Origin of the sequence: Pyxidicoccus xibeiensis (genome assembly GCF_024198175.1) — a bacterium.
Taxonomy (GTDB): domain Bacteria; phylum Myxococcota; class Myxococcia; order Myxococcales; family Myxococcaceae; genus Myxococcus; species Myxococcus xibeiensis.
This window is the reverse complement of the sequence record NZ_JAJVKV010000001.1, coordinates 1,514,646-1,540,193: the sequence shown is the minus strand read 5'-3', so window position 1 is coordinate 1,540,193 and position 25,548 is coordinate 1,514,646. Positions and strand designations below refer to the sequence as shown.

Annotated in this window: 18 protein-coding genes; 6 read left to right on the top strand and 12 right to left on the bottom strand. The window is 71.0% G+C overall.

Annotated features, from left to right (window positions below; translation table 11 throughout):
• Nucleotides 1-5 precede the first annotated feature (5 nt).
• Nucleotides 6-1,259, top strand: coding sequence for a hypothetical protein (locus tag LXT23_RS06260; RefSeq protein ID WP_253979140.1), 1,254 nt, complete (start codon nt 6-8; stop codon nt 1,257-1,259).
• A gap of 4 nt (nt 1,260-1,263) precedes the next feature.
• Here the strand turns inward: LXT23_RS06260 and LXT23_RS06255 are convergent, their stop codons facing one another.
• From LXT23_RS06255 to LXT23_RS06235, 5 genes are all read right to left on the bottom strand, one after another.
• Nucleotides 1,264-3,072 (bottom strand): NUDIX hydrolase, encoded by a 1,809-nt coding sequence (locus tag LXT23_RS06255; RefSeq protein ID WP_253979139.1) that lies wholly within the window; start codon nt 3,070-3,072, stop codon nt 1,264-1,266.
• Between the two features lie 153 nt (nt 3,073-3,225).
• Nucleotides 3,226-3,411: a hypothetical protein gene (locus LXT23_RS06250; RefSeq protein WP_253979138.1), complete on the bottom strand. Its 186-nt coding sequence runs from the start codon at nt 3,409-3,411 to the stop codon at nt 3,226-3,228.
• Nucleotides 3,412-3,465: 54 nt separating this feature from the next.
• Nucleotides 3,466-3,762 carry a hypothetical protein gene (locus LXT23_RS06245; protein ID WP_253979137.1) on the bottom strand — a complete coding sequence of 99 codons (297 nt, stop codon included), beginning with the start codon at nt 3,760-3,762 and terminating at the stop codon, nt 3,466-3,468.
• Nucleotides 3,763-3,946: 184 nt separating this feature from the next.
• Nucleotides 3,947-4,840 carry a cupin domain-containing protein gene (locus LXT23_RS06240; protein ID WP_253979136.1) on the bottom strand — a complete coding sequence of 298 codons (894 nt, stop codon included), beginning with the start codon at nt 4,838-4,840 and terminating at the stop codon, nt 3,947-3,949.
• 176 nt (nt 4,841-5,016) lie between these two features.
• On the bottom strand, nt 5,017-7,746 hold the full coding sequence (locus LXT23_RS06235; protein ID WP_253979135.1) for a hypothetical protein: 2,730 nt from the start codon (nt 7,744-7,746) through the stop codon (nt 5,017-5,019).
• Between the two features lie 194 nt (nt 7,747-7,940).
• Here LXT23_RS06235 and yjjJ point away from each other — a divergent pair, with 194 nt between their 5' ends.
• Nucleotides 7,941-9,272: a type II toxin-antitoxin system HipA family toxin YjjJ gene (gene yjjJ, locus LXT23_RS06230; RefSeq protein WP_253979134.1), complete on the top strand. Its 1,332-nt coding sequence runs from the start codon at nt 7,941-7,943 to the stop codon at nt 9,270-9,272.
• Nucleotides 9,273-9,282: 10 nt separating this feature from the next.
• Here the strand turns inward: yjjJ and LXT23_RS06225 are convergent, their stop codons facing one another.
• From LXT23_RS06225 to LXT23_RS06210, 4 genes are all read right to left on the bottom strand, one after another.
• Complete coding sequence (locus tag LXT23_RS06225; protein WP_253979133.1) at nt 9,283-10,128, bottom strand: phospholipid scramblase family protein; 846 nt, start codon at nt 10,126-10,128, stop codon at nt 9,283-9,285.
• Nucleotides 10,129-10,179: 51 nt separating this feature from the next.
• On the bottom strand, nt 10,180-13,494 hold the full coding sequence (locus LXT23_RS06220; protein ID WP_253979132.1) for a carboxypeptidase regulatory-like domain-containing protein: 3,315 nt from the start codon (nt 13,492-13,494) through the stop codon (nt 10,180-10,182).
• Between the two features lie 66 nt (nt 13,495-13,560).
• Nucleotides 13,561-14,256 carry a lysophospholipid acyltransferase family protein gene (locus LXT23_RS06215; protein ID WP_253979536.1) on the bottom strand — a complete coding sequence of 232 codons (696 nt, stop codon included), beginning with the start codon at nt 14,254-14,256 and terminating at the stop codon, nt 13,561-13,563.
• Nucleotides 14,257-14,358: 102 nt separating this feature from the next.
• Complete coding sequence (locus LXT23_RS06210; RefSeq protein ID WP_253979131.1) at nt 14,359-15,246, bottom strand: LysR family transcriptional regulator; 888 nt, start codon at nt 15,244-15,246, stop codon at nt 14,359-14,361.
• 109 nt (nt 15,247-15,355) lie between these two features.
• On the opposite strand from LXT23_RS06210, the gene LXT23_RS06205 reads away from it, so the two are divergent.
• A complete protein-coding gene (locus LXT23_RS06205; RefSeq protein WP_253979130.1) occupies nt 15,356-16,141 on the top strand; it encodes an MBL fold metallo-hydrolase in 786 nt (261 codons plus the stop codon).
• Between the two features lie 189 nt (nt 16,142-16,330).
• On the top strand, nt 16,331-17,419 hold the full coding sequence (locus tag LXT23_RS06200) for a protein NO VEIN domain-containing protein (RefSeq protein ID WP_253979129.1): 1,089 nt from the start codon (nt 16,331-16,333) through the stop codon (nt 17,417-17,419).
• A gap of 1,006 nt (nt 17,420-18,425) precedes the next feature.
• Here LXT23_RS06200 and LXT23_RS06195 read toward each other — a convergent pair.
• Both LXT23_RS06195 and LXT23_RS06190 read right to left on the bottom strand, forming a co-directional pair.
• Nucleotides 18,426-19,337 carry a DUF2381 family protein gene (locus LXT23_RS06195; RefSeq protein WP_253979128.1) on the bottom strand — a complete coding sequence of 304 codons (912 nt, stop codon included), beginning with the start codon at nt 19,335-19,337 and terminating at the stop codon, nt 18,426-18,428.
• A gap of 85 nt (nt 19,338-19,422) precedes the next feature.
• Nucleotides 19,423-21,312 (bottom strand): serine/threonine-protein kinase, encoded by a 1,890-nt coding sequence (locus LXT23_RS06190; protein ID WP_253979127.1) that lies wholly within the window; start codon nt 21,310-21,312, stop codon nt 19,423-19,425.
• Nucleotides 21,313-21,564: 252 nt separating this feature from the next.
• On the opposite strand from LXT23_RS06190, the gene LXT23_RS06185 reads away from it, so the two are divergent.
• Both LXT23_RS06185 and LXT23_RS06180 read left to right on the top strand, forming a co-directional pair.
• On the top strand, nt 21,565-21,750 hold the full coding sequence (locus LXT23_RS06185) for a hypothetical protein (RefSeq protein ID WP_253979126.1): 186 nt from the start codon (nt 21,565-21,567) through the stop codon (nt 21,748-21,750).
• 1,015 nt (nt 21,751-22,765) lie between these two features.
• Nucleotides 22,766-23,815: a hypothetical protein gene (locus LXT23_RS06180; RefSeq protein WP_253979125.1), complete on the top strand. Its 1,050-nt coding sequence runs from the start codon at nt 22,766-22,768 to the stop codon at nt 23,813-23,815.
• A gap of 45 nt (nt 23,816-23,860) precedes the next feature.
• On the opposite strand, the gene LXT23_RS06175 is transcribed toward LXT23_RS06180, so the two are convergent.
• On the bottom strand, nt 23,861-25,420 hold the full coding sequence (locus LXT23_RS06175; protein ID WP_253979124.1) for a cyclic nucleotide-binding domain-containing protein: 1,560 nt from the start codon (nt 25,418-25,420) through the stop codon (nt 23,861-23,863).
• Between the last annotated feature and the right edge of the window lie 128 nt (nt 25,421-25,548).

The window sequence follows — 25,548 nt, the reverse complement described above, 5'->3', positions numbered from 1 at the left end:
GCGGAGTGGGACTGTTCGACAACCGCATCTGGCTGCGCGAGGCCCGGCGCCGCGCCCTCTTCGTGGGGAGCTTCGGCCTCTTCCGCTCCTGGATGCGGCCCGTGGTGGAACTGGAGGCCCTGCGCGAGGAGAAGGACCTCGAGTCGCTCGATGTGCTGTTCTCGTTCGGGAGGTACGAGCGAGTGCTCGCCCTCATCGACAGCGCGGGGGCCGGCCTGCCGGCGCGCGAGCTGACGGTGCGCAAGGCGGCGTGCCTGTGCCTCCTCGACCGGGACGAGGAGGCCCGGCGCACGCTGGTCGAGGCGTCGTCCCGGAGGGGAGACGCGCTGCTCACCCTCGCGATGGGGTGGCTCGCGAAGCTGCGCGGGTGGAAGGACGTCGTCCTGCCGCTGGACCTGAGCGAGGGGGCGGGGGACTTCGACTGGATTCTGGCCGCACGGTTCTCCGAGGAGCCCTCGCGCCTGGACGCGGAGCGCGCCGCGCGGTGGGGACGGGCCAACCGGCTCTTCGAGGAGGACCGCGCCCTGGTGGAGGCCCCGATTCCGGAGGTCGAGGTCTTCGCGCGCTACTTCCCCCACGACCCGGTGCTGGCGCTGTGGACAGCGGCCGTCACGGCCCGCGGCGGCACGTTGTCCGCGGAGGCGGTGGCGATTGCCACCCGCGAGTGGCCGGAGCTGTGGTGCGTGCTCGCCGTGGACCCGCTCTTCCGTCCCTCCGTCATGCCGCCGCGTCCCGCCGAGCCCGTGCTGCCAGCGCTGCTCTCCGAGACGATGCAGCTGTGGAACGTGGTGTCGGTGCTCCCCGACCCGAGCGAGGACGTCATCCCGCTGGGGGACTACTGCCCCGAGCCGTATGACTTCGACAGCCATGGCCTCTTCACGTTGGAGGACTCGAAGGGGTGGCTGAGCATGTTCGAGAGTCGGGAGCGTGCGCCCCCGTTCCGAATCACGGTGGGCCAGCAGCCGGACCGCTTCCTCGGTCGCTACGACACGGACGTGCTCGAGCCGCTGCGCACCCTGGCCCCTCACAGTGGCGATGCGTGGTTCTTCCTCCGGGACGTCAACCTGGACTTCGCGGACGAGCTCTCCCTCCGGGGCGGACGCTACGGGTTCCGCCGCTGGTCCCTCGAAGGCATGGAGTCCGACCCGGACGGCCCGTCGGTCCTCCGGATCCACGTGCTGCTGCGACAGCTTGGCCAGCGTCCGGAGGCGCGGTTCCACTCGGTGGAGTTCCAGCGCGCGCTCCGGAGCCTGGGCTGACGCCTCACTTCTCTTCGAGCGCCCCGTAGCGCACCACGCGGAAGCGCGCGCCCTGGGCCTCGCGGATGCGGGCGGCGAGCTTGTCGTGCAGCTCGGGCGTCCACGTGCTCCAGCGCTCGAAGAACTTCGCCGTGGCCGCCCTGTCACCCGAGTGCTGGAGCGCGACCACCTCCTTGAGCAGCGACGACACCGTGTCTGCGTACCTGGTGTAGTCGATGCTGAGCCGCGCCGTCTGCGGGTCCGCCTTGATGAGGCCGCGCTCCAGGAACCAGTTGAACTGCACCAGCTGCATGCGCTGGTACGGCTGGTCCTCGCGCGGGCGCACGTTCTGCAGCGTGCGGCGGATGCCCGACGCCTGCACCGTGCGCAGGGTGGCCGCGTCCAGTGAGCCGTTCTTCTGGAAGGAGTGCAGCGCGAAGAGGCTGACCAGGTCGGCCTTCATCTCCTCCATGGCGTCCGCGTAGTCCTCCAGCGCGACGTCCAGGGTGCGGCCCTTCACGTCGCGGTCCGGGCCCAGGTAGTGCCCCACCTCGTGCCAGAGCGTGCGCTGGAAGTTGCCCTCGGACGTGAGGTCCTTCGCGTGCACGTCCGCCGTGGCCGTGCGCCACACGCGCTCGTCGGAGGCGAACAGCTCCGTGTTCTTCATGATGTTCTCGCGCAGCAGGATGGTGCGGCCGTAGCGGCGCGAGTAGAGCGGGTCGTTGGGCAGGATGCTCGCCGTGTTGGTGCCGCGCGCCTGGCCGAAGTCCGCCACCACCTCGTACACGCCCACCGGGATGTCCTCGCGCACGCGCTTCTTCGCGGGGTACGGCAGCGCGTCCTCCACCGCCTGGAGGCCGCCCAGCCGCTGCCGCAGCGTCTGCGTCGCCGGCTCGTTCAGCAGCAGCACCGACAGCGAGTGGAAGGCCTTCACCCCGTAGAGCGCGTCGTCGTACGTCTCGTACGCGCCCACCTGCACGTTGAGCCGCCGGAAGCGGCCCGTCACCCAGGACGCGTCGCCGCTCTCGTAGTCGTTGCTGAGGAAGTCCCTGGCGCGGTTGCGCAGGTAGCGGGCGAGCTCCTCGTCGCCCGGCTCCAGGCGCTCCGCCGCGCGCATGAGCAGGCCGTAGGCCTTCACCAGCTCCGGGCCGTAGGCCACGGCGTAGGGCACCGCGTACAGCACCTTCGCGTCCGGCTGCTTCGCGCGGGCCTGGAGCCGCTGCTTCAGGCCGGGGTGCAGCGTGTCCAGCACCGGGTGGGCCTGGAGCACCTTGAGGTCCTGGCGCAGGTTGGCGGCGGTGGCGCGGCGCACCACCGTCAGCTCGTGCAGCAGGGCGTCGCGCTGGTCGGGGTGGGCGGCGAGGAAGGCGTCCACCTCGGCGCGGGTGGCGTCCGGCGGGTAGACGTTGCGCGCGGGCACCTGCGGGTCCACGGGCAGGAAGGCCTCGCGCGCGTTGGTCAGCGTGCTGGAGATGGGGCCCTGGTACAGGCGGTACAGCGTGAGCAGGTCCTGCGTGCGCTTGGGACTGCCCAGCTTCTTGTCCAGCGCCTGGAGCTTCGCGTGGGCCTGGAGCGCCTGGTGGTGGCGCGAAGTTTCATAGAGCTCCTGGAGGAGCTGGCCGACCTCCAGCAGGTCCTTCACCGCCGCCTGCTCATCGGCGGAGAGGCGCGAGAGGTCGGGCGCCAGGCGCACCTCCTCCGTCTTGGCGAGAATCTCCGCCACCTTCTCCTCGGGCCAGTAGCCCGGGGGCAGGGTGGGGGCGGGGGCCGCGGCATGCGCCGCGAGCGTGGCGAAGACCGTGACGGCCAGGGTCAGTGCGTGGGGGAGTCGCATGGCGCGCAAGACTGCCACGACTGCGCGGGTATTCCCGTGAAACACCCCGGGGACTGGGGCGGTACGGCCCGACAGGCGCAGGAGCGTGGCGACGACGAGGGGCCAGGGCACGCGCGGTGAGCCTGGCAACTCCGCTGAGAGTCCCGCTCTCGCTCACTTCTTGCGGAGGACCTCCGCCGGCAGGTTGCGCCGGAAGGGCCTGAGCAGCGCCGTGACGAGCGGCGCCATGGGGATGGGCAGGGCGACGAGGATGAGGATGAAGACGAGACGGACGAGGCGGACGACGAACTTCAGCAGGGCACGCGCGCGAGCGCGCACACCCGTGGCAGCGGGCTGCATGGTGGACTCCTGGGGCTGAGAGGGGTTCCGGAGACGAGCTGCTTCCGGAGCGGCTCAGCGCAGGAGCGCGCGATGGAGGAGGAAGAGGCGGCGAGACGCGGAGCGGGCGTCCGTGGCCGGAGCGGGCACCGTCGAGGAGACGGACACCACGAGCCGGAGGGGCTCCACCCTCACGGGGGCTACCTGGACGCGCTGCTCACGAAGCGGGGCGGACAGCCGTCCGGCCAGCAGGACGGCCACGGGGGCGTCCGGGCGCGGCACGGCATGCGCGGGCGTACCGCCGAGGGCGAGCGCGAGGCACGCCATCAGCAGTCGCAAGCCGCGCAGCAGGTGGTGCGGTGCCCGGAGCATTCAGCCTCAACCTTGCCACCCGGGCAGAGCTGTCAAGGTGTGGGGCTGGGGAGGGACTCGAGGCTCCACCGGCACACTGTTCGGAAATGTCGGGACATTTTCGGCGCAAAACCCCCGACATTTCCGAACAGGGACCTGCGGCCGGCCATTCGGCAAGCGCGAGCGGGCGGGCCGCGAGAGCCCATCAGCGCCGGTCGCCGCCCCGGAGCCCAGCGGCGCGGAGGTAGTACCGCGCCGTCTGTGCGAGGAACCGCAGCGGAAGGCCCGGGTCCGACAGGGCGCGGCCCAGCTCACCGCCCAGCTCCGTGAAGAGCGTGCGGAGGACCTCCAGCTTCCGCAGGTCATCCAGGTCCGACGCATACCCGAGCGCGGGCAGGCGACGCCGCCACACGGGGTTGCTGGCCAGCGTGGCGCGCACCGCGTCGAGCACGTCCAGCAGCGTGGGCGCCATCAGCCCGATGGAGATTGACAGCGCCTCCTGCTCGGTCGTCTGGGCCATGTGCCAGTGGCCGGCGGGGATGTAGATGAAGTCCCCGGCTCCCAGCGCGTGCGTCTCCACGGGCGTCGTCTCCTGCGCGGCCACGGCGCCGCTCGGCAGGGCCTCCGGGAGGGGCACGGGGTGCAGCGTGTTCTCCCGGAGGAGGTAGTCCTTGCGGCCTGCTGTCTGGAGGATGAAGACCTCCTCCGGGTCGCAGTGCCAGCCGAAGCCGTGCTGCCCGGCGGGCGTGCAGTAGAGGTGCAGGTTGATGCGGCCATGCAGCTCCGCGCTGAAGGTGCGCGCGAGCTGTGACAGGCCGGGGTGGTGCTGGTCCGGCTGGCGGAGCACGAGCGTGTAGCCCTCCGCGAACAGCTCCCGCGCCTGCTTCGCCGTCGAGGGCCGCTCGCCCGTGTACGGCACGCCCCGCCGCGCGAGCAGCACGTCACACGGCGTCTGCTCGATGAGCTCGTCGACGACGCTCCACGAGCCCAGCTCGCGCAGGCGCTCGGCCGCGGCCGGTCCGGTAAAGGGACGCTTCTGGTAGTGCTCCCGCAGGAAGCGCTCCCGGGGAAAGCCATTCAGCAGTTCGTCGAGCACCATGCGGTGCCAGCGTAACCACACCCGGGCAGGCACGCCGATGACTCCCGCGAGCCGCCGTCCCAGGGCTGCTTATCAGGCGACGAAGCGCCGCATCGCAGGTGACGCCGAGGCGCGAGGCAGGCCTCGCGGTCCTCGAGCCAGGCGGCCAGGAGTGCAGGCGACTCCCGCCCGCCCCGTTACAACCCGCCGAGCTGCGCCTCCGGATGCGCCGAGCGCAACTGCACCAGCGAGGCGAGGCAGCTCTGCCACTCGCCCTTCGCCAGTGAGCCGGTGAACTCGCCCAGCACGGGCGCCACCACGCGGGCGAAGGCCTCGTCCTCCAGGCCCAAATCCCGCACCAGCTCAATCACACGGCGCTTGGCCACGCTGGCGGACAGGCGGCGCTGCACCTCACCCTCGCGCGCCTCCTTCGCCCGTCCCGGCGGCAGGCCGAAGAGCATCCGCCGCAGGAACGTCCGCAGCGCGTCCACGTTGGCGAAGCGCTCCGTGGCGGCCACGGGGGCCTCCTTCGCACCCGAGGGCTTCCACCCCTCCGGCAGGTGCGTGGGGCGGTGCTTCTCCCAGAGCAGCCGCACGGCGAACAGGCCCACCTCGCGGTCCGCGCTCTGCATCAGCCACGCGAGCCGCTCGGCGCCGCCCAGCCGCGCGTAGTGCCGGCGGATGAGCTCCACCGCCACCTCTCGGGTGCTGCGCTTGGTGCTCTCCGTCAGCGAGAACACCTTCACCGGGTCCAGCTCCTCCGGGTGCAGCACGTGCCGCGCGTCCGCGCCCTCCTCGCCCGCCTTCAGCAGGGCGTCGTAGGCCAGGTTGCGGACCTCCTTCGCCTCCGCGTCCGCCAGCTCGTACACGCGCGTGTGCCAGCCCCAGGCCCGCAGCTCCGCGCGGACGATGGCCAGCGCGAAGCGGCGCACGTCGTCGCGCGAGTCCTGCAGCGCCGGCCACAGCTTCTCCGGCGTGTACGCCTTGCGAGGCGCCTTCGGCTTCAGCTCGTACGACTTCGACTCCGGCTGCTCGGGGCCAATCACCGGGTGGTGGCAGCGCAGGTACGTCTGCGCGAAGCCGCGCACCTGCACCGGCTGCTTCGCGCCCAGCGCCAGCTCGAACAGGCGCTCCAGGCCCGCCGCCGCGTCGCCCGCGTCGCTGAAGTCCGCCGGCATCACGTTCTCCAGCAGGTACCGGTGCGCGAAGCCGTGCAACTGCGGGTCCGCGCGCCGGGCCAGCGCCAGCAGCCAGGGCACCGTGAGCTGGCGCGGGGTGAACAGCTTGCGGTTGCCCAGCAGCGCCAGCGCCACCGCGCGGTGCTTCGAGCTGAAGACGAGCCCCTTCACCCGCTCCACGTCCAGCCCGGGCAGGCTGTCCGCGCGCATCAGCCAGTTGCCCACCGTGCCGCCGATGCGCGGGTGCGCCGTCTTGTCCAGCAGCCACTCCGGGCCGATGACGGCGGGCGCGTACGCGGAAAGCGCCTTCACCGCCAGCCCCTCCACCGGGTGCGGACGCTTCTCCAGGCGCGGGTCCTCCAGCAGCTCCTTCCAGAAGGCCACCGGCAGCTCCGTGGCCGCGTACTTGGAGGAGACGAAGCCCTTCACCCAGGCGAGCTGCTCGGAGCTGCCCAGGTACAAGTCCCGCAGGAAGGCGGCGGACAGCTCCGCGCGGTCGAAGGACTGCTCCAGCGAGCGCGCCGCGAAGCCCGTCGTCGGCTTGAACGACAGCAGCCGGCCCAGCAGCTCCAGCCCCAGCTCGCGCGGGTTGCGCTTCTCCAGCGTGGCCGCGGCGTAGGCCTTCACGTCGTTGGCGCCCTGGGCCACCAGCTCCACCAGCCGCTCGGCGGGCAGGTCCTGCGCGTGGGCTCGGGCGTACTCAATCGCATACGTACGGGCCCGGTCGCTGGGGGACAGCAGCAGCGCGAGCACCGCCTCGTGCAGGCCGAGCGCGCGCAGGCGGCCCTGGTGGAACTCGGGCGAGCCCTGCAGCGTCTCCACGAGGAAGTCGTGGGCGCTGGCCAGCGGGCGGCGGGCGAGCCTGTCCAGCCACGCGGGCGTCACCTTGCGCAGCGTCTCCGGGTGGTCCTTGCGCAGGCCCTGAATCGCGAAGCGCGCGGCCGGGTCCGAGTAGCAGGTGTCCAGCAGGCGCATCAGCGCGTCCGGCGAGCGCTTCCACGCGTCCGGGAAGGCGCGGTGCTTCACCATGTCGGCGGGCGGCTGGATGGAGAACGACGTCGCCGTGTAGTTGCCGCTGCCGTGCGCCCAGATGTGGTGGGCCACCCAGACGGAGTACCAGGACGCGTCCGCCTCGTAGTGGCGGAGCACCTCCACGGCGAACTGGGGGTAGAGCTCCGGCACGGCGGCGCCCAGGTGGCGCAGGTAGCGCCAGGCGCGGCGGCGCAGGTAGGTGAGGGTGCCGGCGGAGACCTCGCGGTTGTACCCGCCGCGGCCGCGCTCCACGTCGAAGCGCCAGGCGAGGACGCCGAAGACTTCCGCGTCGTGGCGGGCCTCGGCGAGCTTGTAGATGCGCTTGAGGCCGCCCCACAGGCCGAAGCGCAGGTCCGCGCGGCGGATGATGTCCACCAGGGCGGCGCGCGAGGCATCGGTGTTGCGCGCGTAGAGGGCGACGAGCAGGTCCGCCAGGGCGAGCCGGGGCGGGTGGGCCACGTCCTTCTGCGCGAGGTAGCGCTGCCACGCCTCGGTGGAGGCAGTGCGCCGGCTCTCGGAGCCGTGGCGGGCCTGGGCCTGGGTGAGCGTCCGCAGCAGCTTGTCGAAGGTGAAGGCGTCCTTCGGTGGCGGAGTCTCGGAGGCCTTCTCCGGCTGGGCCAGGAAGGCGATGACGGCCTCGGCCAGGTCCGGGGCCTCGGCCTGGACCAGCCGCTCGAGGTCCGCGGAGTTGAGGGCATCACTCGTCGACGTGGACATGGGTCTGGGGACTTAGCACGGCGGGCCGTATGGGAGGGGGCTCCCCAGACGGGCGGGCGTGCGTTCAAACGGCCCCTGGCACCCGTATCCGGACGCGAATCTACCCATCTGCTCGCACCAACTCAGGTTGATTTTCAACGAAATCAAATGGTTGCGAAAGCGAATGGAGCCGTTATCTACTCACGAATCTACTCATGAGTGCTCCGACCAGCGACCAGCTCCTGCAGACGATTCAGCGCCTGCAGCCGGTGCGGGTAGAGACGCTTCAGGAGCACTTCGGCGTCTCCCAGCAGACCCTGTCCCGGTGGCTCAAGGCCGCAGGGGACGCAGTGTGCCGGATGGGGCGTACCAAGGGAGCGCTGTATGTCCGCACGCGGACCGTGCCCCAACTGGGCACGCGGGTGCCAGTGCACCGGGTGGATGAGGCCGGGCAGATCCACCGGCTGGGCACACTCCACTTCCTGTCCGATGGAGGCTACTGGCTGGAGTCCGTGACAGGCCCCGGTCAGCGCTTCGAGGGACGGCCGCCGTTCGTGGAGGAGATGCGGCCCCAGGGGTACATGGGCCGGCGCTTCCGATTCCATGGCCCGAGCACGTTGGGGCCCCCGAGACGCTCATCGCGCCCTGATGACTGGGGCGACGACCAGGTGCTCGACGTCCTGAGCCAGTACGGCGAGGACTGCGCGGGGGACCTCATCCTGGGCGAGCAGTCCCTGAACCGCTACCTGTCCCTGCGCATCCTGGCCCCGGAGGTGGAGCGCGCCAACTATCCCGTGCACGCTCGTGGCTACCGTAGCGAAGGGGCGAGCTCATCGGCGGGAGGCGAGCAGCCGAAGTTCACTGCCTTTACAGGAGCGCGCCACGTCCTCGTGAAGTTCGCGGACGCGAGCATGGGCCGTGCGGGACAGCGCTGGCGGGAGCTGCTTGCGTGCGAGCAGTTGGCCCTGGAGTGCGTCCGCGCCGCTGGATTCGAGGCAGCCGACGCCGAGTGGTTCGACCTGGGCGACTACCGCTTCCTGGAGGTCGGCCGGTTTGATCGCATCGGTAGACTGGGACGGCGTGCCCTGCTGTCGCTGCGCGCCATCGACAACGAGTACGTCGGCCTGGGGAGGGGGAGCTGGACGCAGGTCGCCCTGCGCCTGCTCGTAGACCGCCGGCTCCCCAAGGAGGATGTCCGGCGCATCCGCTGGCTCGACACCTTCGGCCAGCTCATCGGTAACACCGACCGTCACCTGGGCAATGTCTCCTGCTTCGTGGAGTCTCCCGGGCGGTTTCGGCTCGCGCCCATCTACGACATGCTGCCCATGGTCTTCGCGCCGGACGGTGCGCACCTTGTCGAGCGCACCTTCACGCCCGAGCCACCGAATGCGCACAACCTGGACGTCTGGGCCGATGCCGCCCGTCACGCACTGGCGTACTGGGACCGGCTCGTCGCCTGCGCGGACTTGAGTGAGGACTTCCGCCAGCGCTGTGCCACCAGCCGGGAGGCCCTCGCCACACTCGCCTCTCGACTGCCCGCGCTCTGACCGCGCCGCATCACTTCCAGAACGCGATGATGTCCAGGAGGTCCGCGCCCGGGCCGACGATGGAGCTGCTGCTCCGGTTGTCGAACCAGGTCATGTCCACCAGCAGCGCCGCGCCGAGAATCAGCTGCCGCAGCCGTCCGTCCGTGCACTCCGGCGCGAAGTCCAGGCGGAAGGTGTCCGCGTCGGTGAACAGCTCCTGCAACACGCCGTTCCACTTCTTGCGGATGAGCGCCACCTCCACGCCCCGCTGCATCACCCGGAACGTCCAGGGCTTCAAGAGCGGCCCCTCCACCGTCGCCAGCACCGTGCCCGACGGTGTCAGCAGCTCCAGCTTCCGGCCCACCACGGAGAAGCGCTGCTCGATTCGCCCCAGCAGCCGCCCGTCCCACGCCTCCACGTTGGCGTGCGCCAGCAGGAAGCTCCACGGCCGCTCAATCGCGAGCGCCACCGTCCCGCCCAACGTCATGCACTCCATCCGCGCCTTGTAGAAGGGCCAGAAGTTGCGCTTGAGCGCCGAGCCCCAGCCGTCTCCCGTCTCGCCCACGTACACCGTGGGCCGGCCCGTGTCGTCGCACACCTCGTACTGGTTGCGCGCCTCCCACGGCACGAGGACTTCCACCAGCTCGCGCAGCTGCCGCATGCGCAGCCCCGGCCCCTCCAGCAGCCCCGTCAGCTGCAGGCGCAGCTCCCGGCTCATGTAGCGAGGGTCCCCGGGCAGCCCCTTGCCCGCGCCGGAGGGCTCCTCGGGAAGCGGCTCGCCCGCGGGCTCCGGCACGTGCCCCGGTGCCCGCTGCTCCCGGCTGCCCCAGTCCAGCTCCAGCTCCCCCGCGCTCGCCAAGTCGGGTTTGTTGCTCATGCGGGCAAGCCTAGCCGCGCGCCACCTCGGGAGGCGAGCCGGCCCCCGGACTCACCGGCTGTCGGGCACCGGCGTCCACACCGTGCGCAGCTCGTGCTCCAGCGAGGCCCCCTCGGGGATGTCCAGCTCCTCGCGGTGGACGGCGTACCGCTCCCGGTCCAGCTGTAGCAGGAAGAGGAAGGTGTAGCGCCCACCGGGCAGGCGCTCGTACACCAGCTCGGACGGGCCGCCGCCGCTCCGGGTGCGAGGCATGGACTGGTGGCGCGTCAGCGTCAGCAGCTCTTCATGCGTGGCCTCCGGAGACACCGGGCCGGGGACGAGCGCGGTGTACATGCCCGCCACGGGGTTCGGCAGCTCCAGCCGGAAGTGGAGCCTCAGCGTGGCGCCACCCGCCCGCTCGGAGATGGCCAGCGTCACCGGGCCCGTCGGGGGCAGGTACACCCGCTGGGGCATGAACTCCACGCGGCGCCCATCCGCCCCCGTCGTGCCGAGCGAGTGCACCGCGTAGTTGCCCGCCTCCATCCCCTGCAGGGCGAAGGTGCCCCCGGCCGTCTTCACGCGGGTGGTGGAGCCGGACCAGCTCAGGGGCTCCAGCATCACCGTGGTGTCCATGGGCCGGCCTTCGCGGTCCGTCACGGTGCCCTCCACCCGCGCGCCGCTGAACAGGCGCAGCTCCAGCGTCTCGTCACCCACTCCAATGCGTTGGCGCAGCAGGGGGTAGCCCCTGTGCTTCACCTTCAGCACCAGCGCGCGGGCCTCCAGCGGTGGCAGCGTGAAGGTGCCGTCCACGCTGGTTTGCGCCTCTGCCAGGGGCGAGTGCTCGGACATCCACTCGTCCTCGCCCACGATGCTCACCTGGACGCTCGCGCGGGCCACGGGCTGGGACGTCACTCCGTCCACCACCCGGCCCTTCACCTGGCGCCCGCGCGTGAGCCGCACCAGGCCCAGGTCCAAATCCCTGCCGCGCGGCACCTTCACGTCGAGCACCGCGCGCGTGAGGCCGGGCGCGTCGAACCGCAGCTCCATGGAGCCCGGGTTGTCCATGGGGAGCTCGAAGGCGCCCCCCGGGTCCCGGAAGGAGAGCTGGTTGATGGTGAAGGGCGAGACGGGGGTGCCGTCCTCCCGCACCACCCGCCCGCGCAGGTAGCCCTGGTAGAGGAGCACCAGGCGCACGTCTCCCGCTCCCGCCCGCGTCACGACCCCCGGCCGCGCCTGCCCCTTCCCGAGCTCGGGCTCGTCGAAGGTGTAGCCATTCTTCGACGCGGAGAGCACGCACGGCCCCTCCACCAGGGCGTCCACCGTGAAGCGCCCGTCCGGGCCGGTGGTGGCCGTGGACGGGCGGTGGCCATCCCGGTCCTCGGGCTGCTGCTGGAGCGTGTACGCCCGCACCTCGGCGGCCTCGACCGGGCGCCCGTGCTCGTCCACGACGACGCCCGACACCGAGTGCCCCGTGTCCAGCCGCAGCGACACCTCCACCGGCTCCGCGCCCGAGACGGAGAAGGCGTGTGACGTGCGGTGAAGGGTTCCGCCCCGGTCCAGCACCGCCTGGAGCGTGTGGCCGCCGGGAGGCAGCCCCTCGAGCGAGAAGTGTCCCTGCTCGTCGCTCATGACCAGCCGCTCATCGTCCTCGCCGTCCGAGGGGAGCTTCAGGGTGATGCGCACCTGGAAGAGCGGCGCGCCGCGGGCGTCCACCACCGTGCCCTCCACCTTCGCGCCCGTGCGCACCACCAGCCGGACTTCCGTCGTGGGAGCGTCCGCCTCCGCCTTCGTGAAGAGGTGGCTGCCGCCGCCGGCGGTGATGACGTAGCGCCCCGGCTCGGGGAGCTCGAAGAGGAAGCGCCCGTCCTCGTCCGAACTCGTGCTGCGCGCGTCGTCGGAGAGGTCCACCTCTTCCTCCAGCGGGGGCGGCTCCTCCTCCTCCACGGCGGACCTGCCCTGGTGGAAGATGAGGGGCGCGTGGTGGTTGGGCAGGTGGCGCCGGACGTTGCGCCGCCGCCGCGTGGGTCTGCCGGCCTTCATGGCCTCCACGTCCACGTCCGCCAGCGGGCGGCCCTCGGTGTCGATGACGATGCCCGCGAGGACGACGGCGCGCTCGAGGGTGAAGACGAGCGGTGGCCCGGAGGCGGACACCTCCACGTCCTCGGGCTCGAGCGCCAGGAACCCGTCGGCGTCCACGCTGAAGGAGTGCGCGCCGGGCACGAGCGGGCCGAGGCGGAACCGGCCATCCGCTCCGGTAATGGCGTCTTCGGCGGTGGGGGCGTCCTCGCCGGGGTAGGTGGACACCACGGCGCCGGTGACGGGCTGCCCGGCCTCGTCCAGGACGAGGCCCTCGACATAGACGAGGGTGCCCAGGTGCACGGTGATTTCCACGTCCGTCGCCGTCTCGTCGAGGTCCGCGTTCGCATAGCCGTGCAGGCCGTCGCGCTCCGCGAAGACCTCGTAGCTGCCGGGGGAGATGTCCTCGAGGACGAAGCGGCCGTCGCCGTCCGTCACCGCGACGTGCAGGCTGTACGGCAGCCGGACCTCGGCGCCGGGGGCCGGCCTGCCCTCGAGGAGCACCTGCCCGCGGATGCGCCGGGGCCGGTGGAGGGTGATGGACTCCAGGTCCTCGTAGGCCACGTCCAGCAGGTACGTCGGCAGCAGGCCGGGACTGGAGGCGACGAGGCTGTACTCGCCCGTGGGCAGGGGGCCGAGGCTGAACCGGCCGTCCGCGTCGGTGCTGGCGTCGAAGTAGCGCGAGTGCGCCGTGTGGAAGAGCTTCACCTGTGCCGAGGCAATGGGCCCGCCGGCCTCGTCGACGACGCGGCCCGCGATGGCGAGCCCCAGCTCCAGGACCAGGTCCACCCCGTCGCTGCCGGTGGCGACCTCCGGCGCCAGGGCGGAGTCCTCCCCGGCGAAGGCCCACAGCGCCACGGTGCCCTCGGGCAGCGCGTCGAGCACGAAGCTGCCGTCCTCCGCGCTGGTGGTGTGGGCGAGCATGGGGGCTCCGCCGCGCTCCGCCAGCACCAGCTCCGTCAGCACGTCCGTGGCCTCGCCGACGCAGTCGATGGAGGACATCGGCACGTCCGGCGTCTGGACGTCACAGGGGAGCGCGGACAGCGACTCGCCCGGCATGGCCCGGGTGGCGGACACGTCGGCGCCCGCGACGGGGTTGCCGCTCTCGTCCACCACGCGCCCGCGAACGGACAGGGTGCCGCGAGGCGGCGGGGTGGGCTCGCTCGGGCCCGGGAGTGTCCGGGTCCGGGGAGAGCGGGCCTCGCGCGCGGGGGCCTCCACGGGGTCATCATCGCGGCTGCCGACGAGCGCCACGACGGTGCCCAGCAAGAGCACGCCGAGCGCGACAGCCACCGCCGAACGCTTCCCCATGGCGTCGAATCCTCCCAACGGCGCCCACGGTAGCAGGCCGGGAGGGCTGGCTTCACCGGGGGGGGCCTACGCCTGGGTGCGTGAGGACGCCTCCGCGTCCATGCGGGCCTTCTCCGCGATGATGACGTCTCTCACGTACTCGCGCAGTGTGGGTACGTCGGGAAAGCCGGCCGGGTCCACGGGAGGCATCACCTGGACGCGGCAGTGGGACGAGGCCTCCATCACCAGGCCGTGCTTGGGGAGCGTGCGGGCGGTGCCGGTGAGGACCACGGGGATGATGGGGCACTTCATCTTCATGGCCAGGGTGAAGGCGCCGTCCTTGAAGGGCTTCACCTGGCCGTCGAAGGAGCGCGTGCCCTCCGGGAACATGAGGATGGGCACGCCGCGCGCGAGCCAGTACTCACACAGGTGCATCATCTTCGCGATGCTGACCTTGTCGCCGCGCACCAGGGGCACGTAGCGGTTGAGGCGCATGTTCCAGCCGATGAAGGGCAGCCGGAAGTTCTCCGCCTTGGAGACCCACTTGAAGGGGCTGTAGAGGCCGAAGAGGACCAGGATGTCGCCCAGCGACTCGTGGTTGGCGACCAGCACCGCCGGCTCGTGCCAGGGCAGGCGCTCGCGCCCGTCCACGCGCAGGTGCCACAGCGGATTCACATAGAAGTAGAGCTGGGCCCAGAAGCACGAGTACAGGTGCAACACGCGCCCGTTCCGGTCGAAAGGGAGCGTGACGAGCCAGAGCACCACGGCGCCCGCGAAGAGCACCACGCAGGAGACGCCGAGGAACGCCCAGAAGAAGATGGAGAGCAGGAGTTTGATAGCGCGCGCGAGTGTGCCACAGGCTGGCGCGGAGGGAAGGAGACTTGCTCAGCGCCCCGGCGGCCCGGCCTTCGCGAGCAGCTCCACGAAGGCGGTGAGGTACGGCGGCGGGCGGACGGTGCGGGGCCAGGCCGCGTGCCAGTGCCGGCGCAGGCCCCGCCGCGTCACCCGCACGGCGGCCAGCGTGCCGCGCGCCAGCTCCGGCGCCACCGCCCAGCGCGCCAGCAGCGCCACGCCCAGCCCCGCCTTGGTCAGCTCCACCATGGCCTCCGTCAGCTCCACGTGGGACACGCGCGACGGCGTCACGCCCGCGGGCACGAGGACCTGCTGGAAGAGGGTGCTCTGCGTGAGGGGGATGCTGTAGAGCAGCACGTGCTCGCGCGCGAAGTCCTCCGCGTGCAGCACGCTCCGCTTCGCCAGCGGGTGGTCCGGGGCCATGACGGCCACCAGCTCGTCCTCGAAGAGGGGCGCGCCCGCGAGCCGGCGGTGGCGCACGGGCTCGCTGACGATGCCCAGGTCCAGCGCTCCGGAGAGCAGGGCCTCCACCGGCCGGCGCGTCGCGTCCACGGCGATGCGCACCTCCACGCCCGCGTGCTTCGCGGAGAAGCGCCGCAGCACGGAGGGCAGCCAGTGGTAGGCCGTGTAGCACTCGGTGGCCAGCCGCAAGAGGCCGTGCGTCGACTGCGCGAGGCGGGACACCTCCGCCTCGGCGGACTCCACCTCCGCCACCACCTTGCGCGCGGCGTCCAGGACGCGCTGCCCGGCGCCGGTGAGCACCATGCGCCGGCCCTGCCGCTGGAACAGCTCGGCGCCCAGGCGCTCCTCCACGTCGCGCAGCTGGTGGCTCAGGGCGGGCTGGGACAGGTGCAGCACGCGCGCCGCCGCCGTCACCGAGCCCGTGTCCACCACCGCCGCCACCAGCCTCAGGTGTCTCACGTCCAGGACCATCCATTCGATTCTTGCATGGATTCATGCGGAGGATGCGCTGGACGCATGTGGACAACTTGGGGACAAGTGCGGGCAGACAGCCTTCCGAGGTGCCCCCATGAGCTTGAAGACACAGTCGCTTGCCCCCGATGCCCTGGTGGTCATCGGGGAGGCCTACGCGTCGAACGCCACGCTGTTCCTGCACGGTCGCGACGTGCTGATGGTGGATGCGCTGGGCAGCCGGGCGGACGCGGAGGCGCTGCGGCGCTTTGTCCAGGACGAGCTGCACGCGCGGGTGCGGCTGGCGGTGTGTACCCACGGGTTCAGCGACCACCTGGCGGCGCTCCAGGTGTTCCCGGAGGCGCTGGTGCTGGCGCACGAGCGCTTCGAGGACACCTTCCAGGCGGAGCGCTTCCGTACAGATGAAGAAGCGGGCTTCTTCCGCGCGCCCGAACTGCGGGTGGGTGGGCCCCTGCACCTCCAGTGGGGACGGTATGCGCTGGAGGTGTTCCCGAATGCCGGGCACACGGCGAGCACGCTGAACATCGACGTGCCCGCGCTGGACCTGCTGTTCTCCGCGGACACGGCGGTGGGGCACATGGCGTACGTCGCCTACGGGGAGCCGGCGGCCATCGACGCGGCGCTGTGGCGCTCGGAGGCGCGGGGCCGCTCGCGCGTCATCCAGGGGCACGGCGGGGTGGTGTCACCGCGCACGCTGAGCTCGGCGCGGCATTATCTGCGGGCTCTGGAAGGAGCGGTGCGCGAGGCGCGTGGGGCGCCGGAGCGCGTGCGGGCCATTGCGCTCGCGGCGTGCCTGCCGGCGGACGTGCGGGGCAGTGAGGTCGAGGCGTTCTTCCACTCGCGGAACCTGGAGGAGGTGGTCGCGCGGCGACTGTGGGCGTGAGGCCGGGGAGGGACCTGGGGTGACAGTTGCTCCCAGCAGGACTTCACGGGTAGGGTGAGGCCGCGAGCGCGACGTGTGTGGCAGGCGAAGGCGAACCGCCGAAGTTGCCTGCACACCGCCGAAAGTCGCAGGTCGACTTCCGACTCCGTGGTCCTCCTCGAGAGCAGGTGCGCTTCGATTCGGCCCAATATGAAAATCGCAATCAAACCGCTGACGGCTTCGGACTTGTCATTCTTCAAGAGTCACGCGGAACGCGCCGGACAGAAGGCAATTGCGCTGGATGGCGGCGTCTTTGTTGATGACTTCTACCCCGGGCTCAGGAAGTCGTTTGAACGGGTCATCGTCTCCCTGGTGGTTGTGGGTCCTGGAGGAAGGACCGCACACCGCTTGACGCGAAGGGTCCAGCGTTCGCCAGGCCCGAATGGCTGGTGCCTGGGTGGTGAGTTGATATGCGACTCAGACGACGAGTCCGGTCGCTTTGACTCGCTGGCTGTAGGCGATTACGGAGTTCTCGCTTTCGAAGGGGCTGGGCGGCCAGCCGTCGTGACGCTTGTTCTCGTGTCGGCGCACGATGATTCGCAGTTGCACGAAGCGATTGCGACTCGCAGCATCTTCGCCGAGCGGAATACCCTGGTCGCGGTGTCGGACTCCCTTGTGGCGGAGTTGCGGGCGGTCACCGAGGGAGCGTATCCGGGAGAGCATCCTCTTGAGGTGCTCGGTCTTCGCGACACGATCGAAGACGTGTTGTTCGGTAACACTTCGCCTGTGCTGACTTCAAGACGGCCCTCGGGCCGCTCCATGAGGATGTCACATGAAGATTTGCGTAGGCGAATCCTGGATGCGGAGGAAACCAGCCAGCGGGGCGAGGACTTGTTTGGGATGTGGCTCGTCGCAACGGGGCACGGAGAGGATGACTTCGATTGGGTCGCGCAGACTCATGTGCGATCGGCATTCGATTATGAGGTGCGCGCGGCCAGATGGGTGGACGGAGTGCCGCACGTGTTCGTTGACGTGAAGACGACGCGCGGTCCATGCGAACGGCCATTGCATATGAGCATTGGCGAGTTGCGCTTTGCTGCATCGGTCGACAACTATCGCATTGCGCGGGTGTATGAATTGGGGGGCAGTCCGACAAAGTTGCGGATTCTTTCGGGCGTCAAGGTGGTTGCCGAAAGAATCATCGCGGGTCTCGACAGTCTGCCTGCGGGTGCCACGGCGGACAGTATTCAGATAGACCCGGGGATGTTTGATACTGAGTTGGAGGCCGCGCTTGCGTGAGTGGTAGCGCGCTGGGGCCGTGAGAGGAGTGTCTCCGTCGGTGCTTCGAGTGAGCTGGCGTACTGCCCTGGGCGCTTTCATCGCCCTCCTGCTCCCGCTACCCCTGGTGCTGGTCATGGGCAGCGTCCTGCATGACAGGCAAGGAGAGTCTTCTTCGCGGCCAGGCGCGGCACGTACCGTCCCCATGCTCTCGTATGAGGAGCGCCTGAGTCGGCTGACGTACCACCGTGAATGCAGGAAGCACGCTGACTGCGAGGCGCCCCTGGCGTGCTTCATGGACCTCCAGCGCAGGCAGAAGTACTGCACCGACAGCCACTGCACGACGGATGCGCAGTGCTTGGAGGGACAGCGCTGTCACGACTTGGCCACTCCCTGGAAAGGGCTCCAGGTGCGCTGGTGCGTGGCCGTGGGTGTCCGTCAGGAAGGTGAGGCCTGCCTGGACCACGCGTTGGATCCCCGTGATGCTTGCCGGCCCGGCCTGTCGTGCTCAAGCAAGGTGGGCTGGTGTAGCCGCCCCTGTGGCCTGGACGAAGCCATACACTGCTCGGAGGGCTTCTTCTGCGCGAACGCGGAGCAGGGACGCTACTGCTTGCCAACCTGTGAGGCGCGCGGATGCCCGGAGGGCCAGCGGTGTATCCGGCACGAGGACGGTGTCTCCATGTGCGCCGTCGTCCACGGCACCGACTGCCAGCACACGCCCTGTCCCGAGGCACACGAGTGTGAGGTCGACATCGAGTCTTCCCGCCCGGCGGAGGTCTGGATGCGGTGCTTCCCTGAATGCGGCGGCAAGCGCGCCCCCTGCCCGGACGGACTCATCTGCGACCGCGGGGTGTGCCAGCCTCCCTGCGACCCGAACGCCCCCGACACCTGCGCCAAAGGCTATCACTGCACCCGCAGGTCGAAGCTCAGGAGCCCCTACCTCTGCGAACCCGACTACTGGCCGAAGCAGTAGTGCCCAAGGTCTTCTCTCGGGAGCCCGCGTTTGGGAGACACGGTTCGCGTCCACTCAGGGGAAGTTGACGTTGCGCAGCATGACGGTGTGGCCTCCCGCCTCCGCTTCCCACAGGCTGAGTGTGAAGGGGCCCTGGCGCAGGTCCTGGACTCGCGCCTGCATGATGATGCGTCCCTTCTTCCCGGCGGGGATGGGCGTCTCCTGCCAGGGGATGAGCCGGACTGGCGCCGAGCCCTCCCCGCCCAGCAGCGCCGCGCCAGCCACCCGCCAGGGCCGGGTGGCGTCCGTGTTGTTCACCTCCACCTCCACCGCCACCCAGAGCGCGGACCGGTAGGTGGTGGCGCGAACGACCCTGGGCACGTCTCTGGCGCGCGGAACCGCTTCGTTGATGATTTTGCGCGCCGCGATGCCGCTCTCGTCCAGCAGACGCGCCGCGAGAATCCCCGCGAGCCCCTCCGGCCGCCCCAACTCCGCTCGCAGCCCCTCCAGGGTGCCCTCGCACCTGCGCAGGGCGTCCCGCGCCGCGAGTGCCTCTTGCTGGAAGGAGGCCAGCGTGCGCGGGCGCCGCAGCACCTCCACCTGCTGCTCGGCCAGCGACGCGTGCGCCACCAGCACGAAGTCCGCGCCCCGGGGCAGCGCGCCATCATCCTGGAAGCGCACCGTCAACTTCAGCCGCTCGCCTGGCGTCACCCGCTCCGAGGGCACCAGGAGCAGCGAGTCTTCCAGTACGCGCACCCGCGTGAAGCGCTCGCGTCCCTCCAGCTCCACGTCCGCCAGCGGCGAGTCGAACAGCAGGTTCGTGACGCGGCCGGGGCTGACGCGGACCTCGGTGGCTGTCTCGGTCGCGACCGCCCCCAGGGGAACGTGACGCACGCCCGCCACCTCCCACCCGGCGGCTTCCAGTGGGGCCGCGCCTCCCGCCAGCAGGGGCAGCAGCAGGGCAAGGGCGGCGGTGGGGCAGGGCACGGAGCGACCTCCGAGGTCGGGCCAGGGACAGGGGAGCGGGGACGTCGTCTCCTACCATGCCCGCCGCGGCATCCGCCCGGGCTGACTACCGGAAGCGCTTCACCGCCCGCAGGTCCACGGCGTTGAGCACTCGGGGCGCCACGGGCGTGCTGCCGTCCCGGAGGACCAACCCCGCCTCGTCCTCCGCTGGTTCCTCGAACTCGATGCACACGGGGAACACACGCCCGTCCGGCAGCCGGGCCTCGGTGAAGCGCCCGTACACACGCCAGCCCCCGACGATGAGGCGCCCGGACAGCAGGGTGTCCTCCGGCATGTCGCCGAAGGCGTCGGTCGTGCGCAGCGTCTGCCAGCCCACCCGGACGTCGATATACCTGTCGCCGAGTGTCTGCACGATACGCCCCTTATCCCCCACGGCGATGTCCAGCTCCTGCTTCATGGCCTCCACGGCGCCGTCCGGGCAGGCGGCGGGGCTGAGCGGCGGCGCGGGTCGCACCTGGGCACCGGCACCGGCGCCGCCGTCACCAGCACAGGCCAGGGTGACGCAGCTGGCGGCGGTGCCTACCGCCTTCGTCAGCGGACTCATGCCCCGGGGCCGCGTCTTCATCGGAGGTGCGGGAGTGGTGTCGTCTGGCTTCACGGCGGTGTCTTCCTGGGGTGGCGTCGCGGTGGTGTCGACGGCCGCGGGGGTGGCCTCCGGCGCTCGCCGAGCCACGGCCCGCGCAGCTTCCGGCGCCTGCCCGGAGGGCGCCACTTCCCGGCCCGCCGCAGCCGGCGCAGGGCGTCCCCACGGAGGAAGGAGCATGGCGAGCGCGGCCAGCAGCGGCACGAGAAGCACCAGCCCCAGCAACACCCTTCCCGACAGCCGGGCGCGAGGGCTTCCGGAGGAGGCTGTCGCGGGGCCGGTGGAGGGTTCCCTCGGAGCGCCCGCTGCTTCCCGCTCCGAGGCGGAAGGCGCATCGAGTCTCGGGGCTTCCTCGGTGGCGTGTGATTCGACCGGAGGACGCGGGCCCCGCCGGGGTGGGCGCAGGGGCTCGCGGACCCAGCGCTCCAGCTCCGCTTCGACGTCCACTGGCACCTCGCTGTCCCCGTCGGTGGTGAGGTTGTCGGGCGCGTAGGCCGCGCACAACGTCACGTCCCACTCCGGCCCTGCGTCCGCCAGCAGCGCCTCCAGCGCGGCGCGGACCTCCCCGGCGCTCTGGAGGCGCTTCTCCGCGTCCCTGGCGAGCAACCGCAGGCACAGCGTGCTCAGCGCCTCGGGCACCCGCGCGTTGACCTCGCGCGCCGACTTGCAGCGGCCCGCCAGCAGGTCGTTGACACCTTCTGGATGGTCCGTGTCGTACGGCCGCGCCCCCGTCAGCAGCCGGTAGAGCATGACGCCCAGTGCCCACAGGTCGTGCAGCACCGTGGCTTCATAGGGCACCGACTCCCGTCGCTCGTAGCCCGCGCTCCGGTACTCCCAGGCCTCCGGCGGCTGGTAGGCAGGAGTGCCCGGCGGCAGGCCCAGGGGCGTCACGGGCGCGGCGCCCTCGTGTCCTCCCATGCCGAAGTCGATGAGCGTCACGTGGTCGCTCGCGCCCACCAGCACGTTGGCTTCCTTCAAGTCGCGGTGGAGCACTCCCACTTCGTGTACGGCTTCCAGCGCGCGGGACAGCTGCGCCAGCACCCGCACCGCCCTCCTCACGGTGGGGTTCTCCGCGTCCGCCCACTGGTCCAGCCGCCGGCCCTCCACGTACTCCATGACGATGTAGAAGAAGCGGGGCGCCTCCAGCGGGTAGTAGCCGCAGCCCAGGAACCGCACCACGTTGGGATGCTCCAGGCGGTTGAGGATGTCCACCTCGCGCCACCGCCACGCGCCCACGCGCCGGAGGTTCAGGAACTTCACCGCGAAGAGGAGTGGCCCGTGGCTCGCGAGGTGCACGGTGCCGAAGCCACCGGCGCCCAGCTGCTCCCCCATCACCAGTTCGCCCAAGCTCATTCCCGACCGCAGGGGCGGTGGTGTCGCCACGCTCACAGGTCTTCCTCCAGCACCATGAAAGGGCGCCCCAGGGCGTCCGAGGGCCTGGCCGCTCGCGAAGAGACGGGCACCGCGCGGCGCGACGGTAACAGACTCCCAGGTGCGAGCTCGTCACCCGGCGGCAAGCGCCTTCCCGCGGCGCAGTTCCTGACGCGTGCTACGCTGGCCGTGTGCCGGGGGGCGCAAATGCGACGGTTGGCCTGCTGTCTCGGGATGCTCACGCTGAGCCTGACGTCGGGCTGCCCCACCGCGCACCGGCGGGACGGCACGCTCGACCGGGCCATGCGCAAGGACATCAAGGAGGGGCTGGACACGGGAAACTGTGACCAGTCGCTCTACGAAGAGCATTGCAGGGGCAAGGAAGACAGTGAGGAGTGCCTCAGTTGGTGCTTCGAGTGAGCTGGCGTACCGCCCTGGGCGCTTTCATCGCCCTCCTGCTGCCGCTACCCCTGGTGCTGGTCATGGGCAGCGCCCTGCATGACAGGCCGCAGGGGACATCTTCGCAGCCAGGCGGAGTGGGCACCGTTCCCATGCTCTCGTACGAAGAGCGCCTGAGCCGGCTGACGTATCTCCGTGAATGCAGGAAGCCCGCCGACTGTGAGGCGCCCCTGGCGTGCGCCAGCGACATCCAGCGCAGGCAGCGCTACTGCACCGACAGCGAGTGCACGACGGACGCGCAGTGCCTGGAGGGACAGCGTTGCCACGTCCTGAACGAACCGGATGGCGAGCCTCGGGTGCGCCGGTGCGTGGCCGTGGGCGTCCGTCAGGAAGGGGAGGCCTGCCTGGACCACGCGCTGGACCCCCGTGACGGGTGTCGGCCCGGCTTGTTGTGCGCGAACCGGGTGGGCTGGTGTGGCCGGCCCTGCCGCCTGGATGAAGCCACGAGCTGCCCGGAGGGCTTCTTCTGTGGGGACGTGGAGCCGGAACCCCTCTGTCAGCCAACTTGTGAGACCCGTGGGTGCCCCGAAGGCCAGCGGTGCATCCGGCACAAGAACGGTGTCTCCGCGTGCGCCGTCCTCCACGGCACGGACTGCCAGCACACCCCCTGCCCCGAGGCGCAGGAGTGCGACATGGGGTTCGAGCCTTCGCGCCCGGCGGAAGTCTGGATGCGGTGCTTCCCCAGGTGCGGCCGGAAACGCGGGCCCTGCCCGGACGGCCTCACCTGCTCGCGAACGCTGTGCCAGCCCCCTTGCGACCCGAACGCTCCCGATGCCTGCACCACAGGCTTCCACTGCACCCGCAGGTCGAAGCTCAGGAGCCCCTACCTCTGCGAACCCGACTACTGGCCGAAGCAGTAGCGCCTCATGTCCTCCCTGGAGTCCGGACTTGAGTGCGCGGCGGCACCGGGTTGTGGCTTCATCCGCGTCAGAGCCTCCGGACCGGGCGCGTCGCTGGGGCACCCGGAGGTGGATGGATGTCCGCGCGAATCGCCCCGAGCCCCGATGACACGGACTGGCGCCTGGCTCCGGCCGTGCCGGGCCTGCTGCTGGACGTCCCATTCGTGGGCTGCTGGCGCCAGCGGCCGTCCCTGCATGTCGAGGCCGCCGCCTACGCCCGGCTCCGCCTGACGAGCGGTGGACAGCCGCTGCTCTGGTCGCGCATCGACTCAGGGTGGGAGGAGTGTGGGTTCCTTCGCGGGCCCGCACCGATGCCCTGGCGCCTTCCCTCCATCACCGCGCCGGAGGTCCGGGACGTCCGCCCGGCTCCCGCGACGGCGGAGTGGTACACCGCCTGGTCCCACCGCTTCGTGCGGGAGCTGGAGCGCGCCGAAGACTCCCTGCTGCACTCCGGCCGCTGGTGCCTGCGGCCCCTGCTTCCGGTGCCGGCGGACAAGGCCGCTCGCTATCCGTGCATTCCCTCCGCTCACGGTGGCGACACGCCCGGTGCGCCTCACTCCCTGGAGAAGGCGCTTCGCTTCGAGCCCTTCTGGACGGAGGCTTGGGACTGGATGGGAGATGAGCGGCCCGAGGTGCGGAGCGGCGCGGTGCTCTCGCTCCGAGCGCCCTCTCCCGAGAGCGACGGCCGGGTGAAGGCGTGGCGCAAGCACGCTCGCGACGGAACGCTGCCGCCCGTGCTGCTCCTCTACGTCCAGCTCGTGGGCAAGTGGCTGGTGGTGGACGGGCATGACCGGCTGCATGCGGCGCTGCTCGAAGGACTGGCTCCTCCCCTGCTGGGGCTCTGGCCCGTCCTGGAGCGGCCGGTGATGCACGGAGGTCAGCGCCGCGAGTCCGCCACGATTGGCGCAGAGGCCCGCCTCCGCGCGCGCCAGGGCCCCAAGGACATCGACGCCGCGAACCAGACGCTGCTGCGGGGGTTCGAGACCTACCACCGCGTGGCCATCACCCGCGCCTGGTGGCTCACGGGCGGCTACAAGACGTGGAGGCGCGAGGTGCTCGCGGCGCGGGAGCAGCGGCCCTTCCCCGCGGACCCCGACGAGTGGGAGTGGTTTGCTGGCGCGAGGTAGCCCGGCGTCGCGCGGCTGCTCGCGGTGCGGTGCGCAGGACGAGCCTCACGCCACCGCGCGCGGCTGCTCCAGCGCTTCGCGGGACACTGGGAGGGCCACGGTGTCCACCCAGCGCAGCAGCTCCGGTGACGCGAGGCGGGGCAGGATGACGAGCTGCGTGGTCTCCTGGGCAATGACTCGCAGCGGGCGCTCCACCTCCAGCAGCAGCGTGCCCCGCGTCGTCATCCTCGGCGCCGCGTGCGTCAGCTCCACCGCGCCCGCCAGCACCAGGAGGTGTGAGCCCGGCTCCACCACGCACTCCTGCTTCGGCGCCAGCTCCACCTGCTTGCCGTGCCGCAGCCACGCCAGCCGCGCCTTGCGGCCCAGGTGCGCGTAGCGGCTCATCCCCCGCACCAGGTCGTCGAAGCGCCGCTCCGCGAAGGTGCTCCACACGCCGCGCCGCAGCCCCGCGTCCGCCTCCAGCAGCGGCTGCAGCGCCGCGCGCGGAATCCGCACCAGCGTGGACGCCGCCGCCGTGCGCACCGACGCCGAGCGACGCTCGCCCCCCAGCATCGCAATCTCGCCGAACACCGTCCCGCTGCCGAGCTGGTTCACCACCTCTTCGCCACTCCCGGACTCCGCCGACAGCACGTAGGCCGCGCCGCGCGCCAGCAGGTACAGCTCGTCGCTCGCGTCACCCTTGCGGAACACGTAGCGGCCCGCTGGCAGCTCCATCACCTGGGCCCGCGCGGCCAGCGACTCCAGCGCCTCCGTGCCGAAGCTCCGGAACAGCTCGGACGCCTTGAGCTGACGCGCCACCTCCGAGCGCCGCAGCCGCGCGCTCCCCGGCATCCTCCGCGCCATGGCGCGCACCGCGTCCACCGGCTTGCTCAGCGAGCGCCCGCTCAGCACCCGCAGCACGCTCAGGACGTTGGCCACCGTCGCCGGCACCAGCGTCACCAGCCCGTGCCCGTCCGCGTAGCCCGGGTTCGCCTCGAGGAAGAAGCGCGCCGCCGGCTTCTCGCACTGCCGCCAGTAGTCCTGCTCCACCTCGGACTCACGCGTGCGCCAGCCCACCATGCGCAGCAGCGGGTTGGCCGGGTCCACCCGCTCCAGGCCGAACTCCGTGGCCAGCCCGTCCATGAACGTCAGCAGCTCCGACGGCACCGGCTGCCCGAGGCGCGGCCATATCTCCCCGCAGTGCTTCGCCAGCATCGAGTAGCTGGACGGGTGCACCAGCGAGCCCATGTAGTACGCCCGCCGGCCCGGGTGCCTCAGCAGATACTTCAGCACCAGCGCCAGCCCGAAGCGCGTGTTGGTGTTCGCTCCCCGGTACGCCCTCAGCGAGCCCGCCTCCGCGCGAAACACCGCCGTCGTCTCGCCGCCCAGCGGCTTCTCGAAGACGTGCAGCGCGAAGTACCCGACGATGTCCCCCGCCTCGTTCTTGTGCACCTGAATCCAGGTCTGCTCCGCCTTCGACTCCACCACGTACTTCGCGAACGACTCGCGCTCCACGCCGTCGAAAATCTGCTGGTGGACCGCGTACAGCGCGTCCGTCAGGTGCTGGCGCTCCGCCAGCGACAGCGACTTGGGGACCACGACTTCGGTGCTCGCGATACGGGGCATGGCGGTTCCTCTCGGCACGACTGGCCGCCATGCATTGCAATCGTGCTGCCATGGTCCGTGCTGGCTGGAACGGGGACGGGCTCAGGGCCCTCGGGACAGAAGGACGTTCCGCCCGTGTCGGGAAGTGC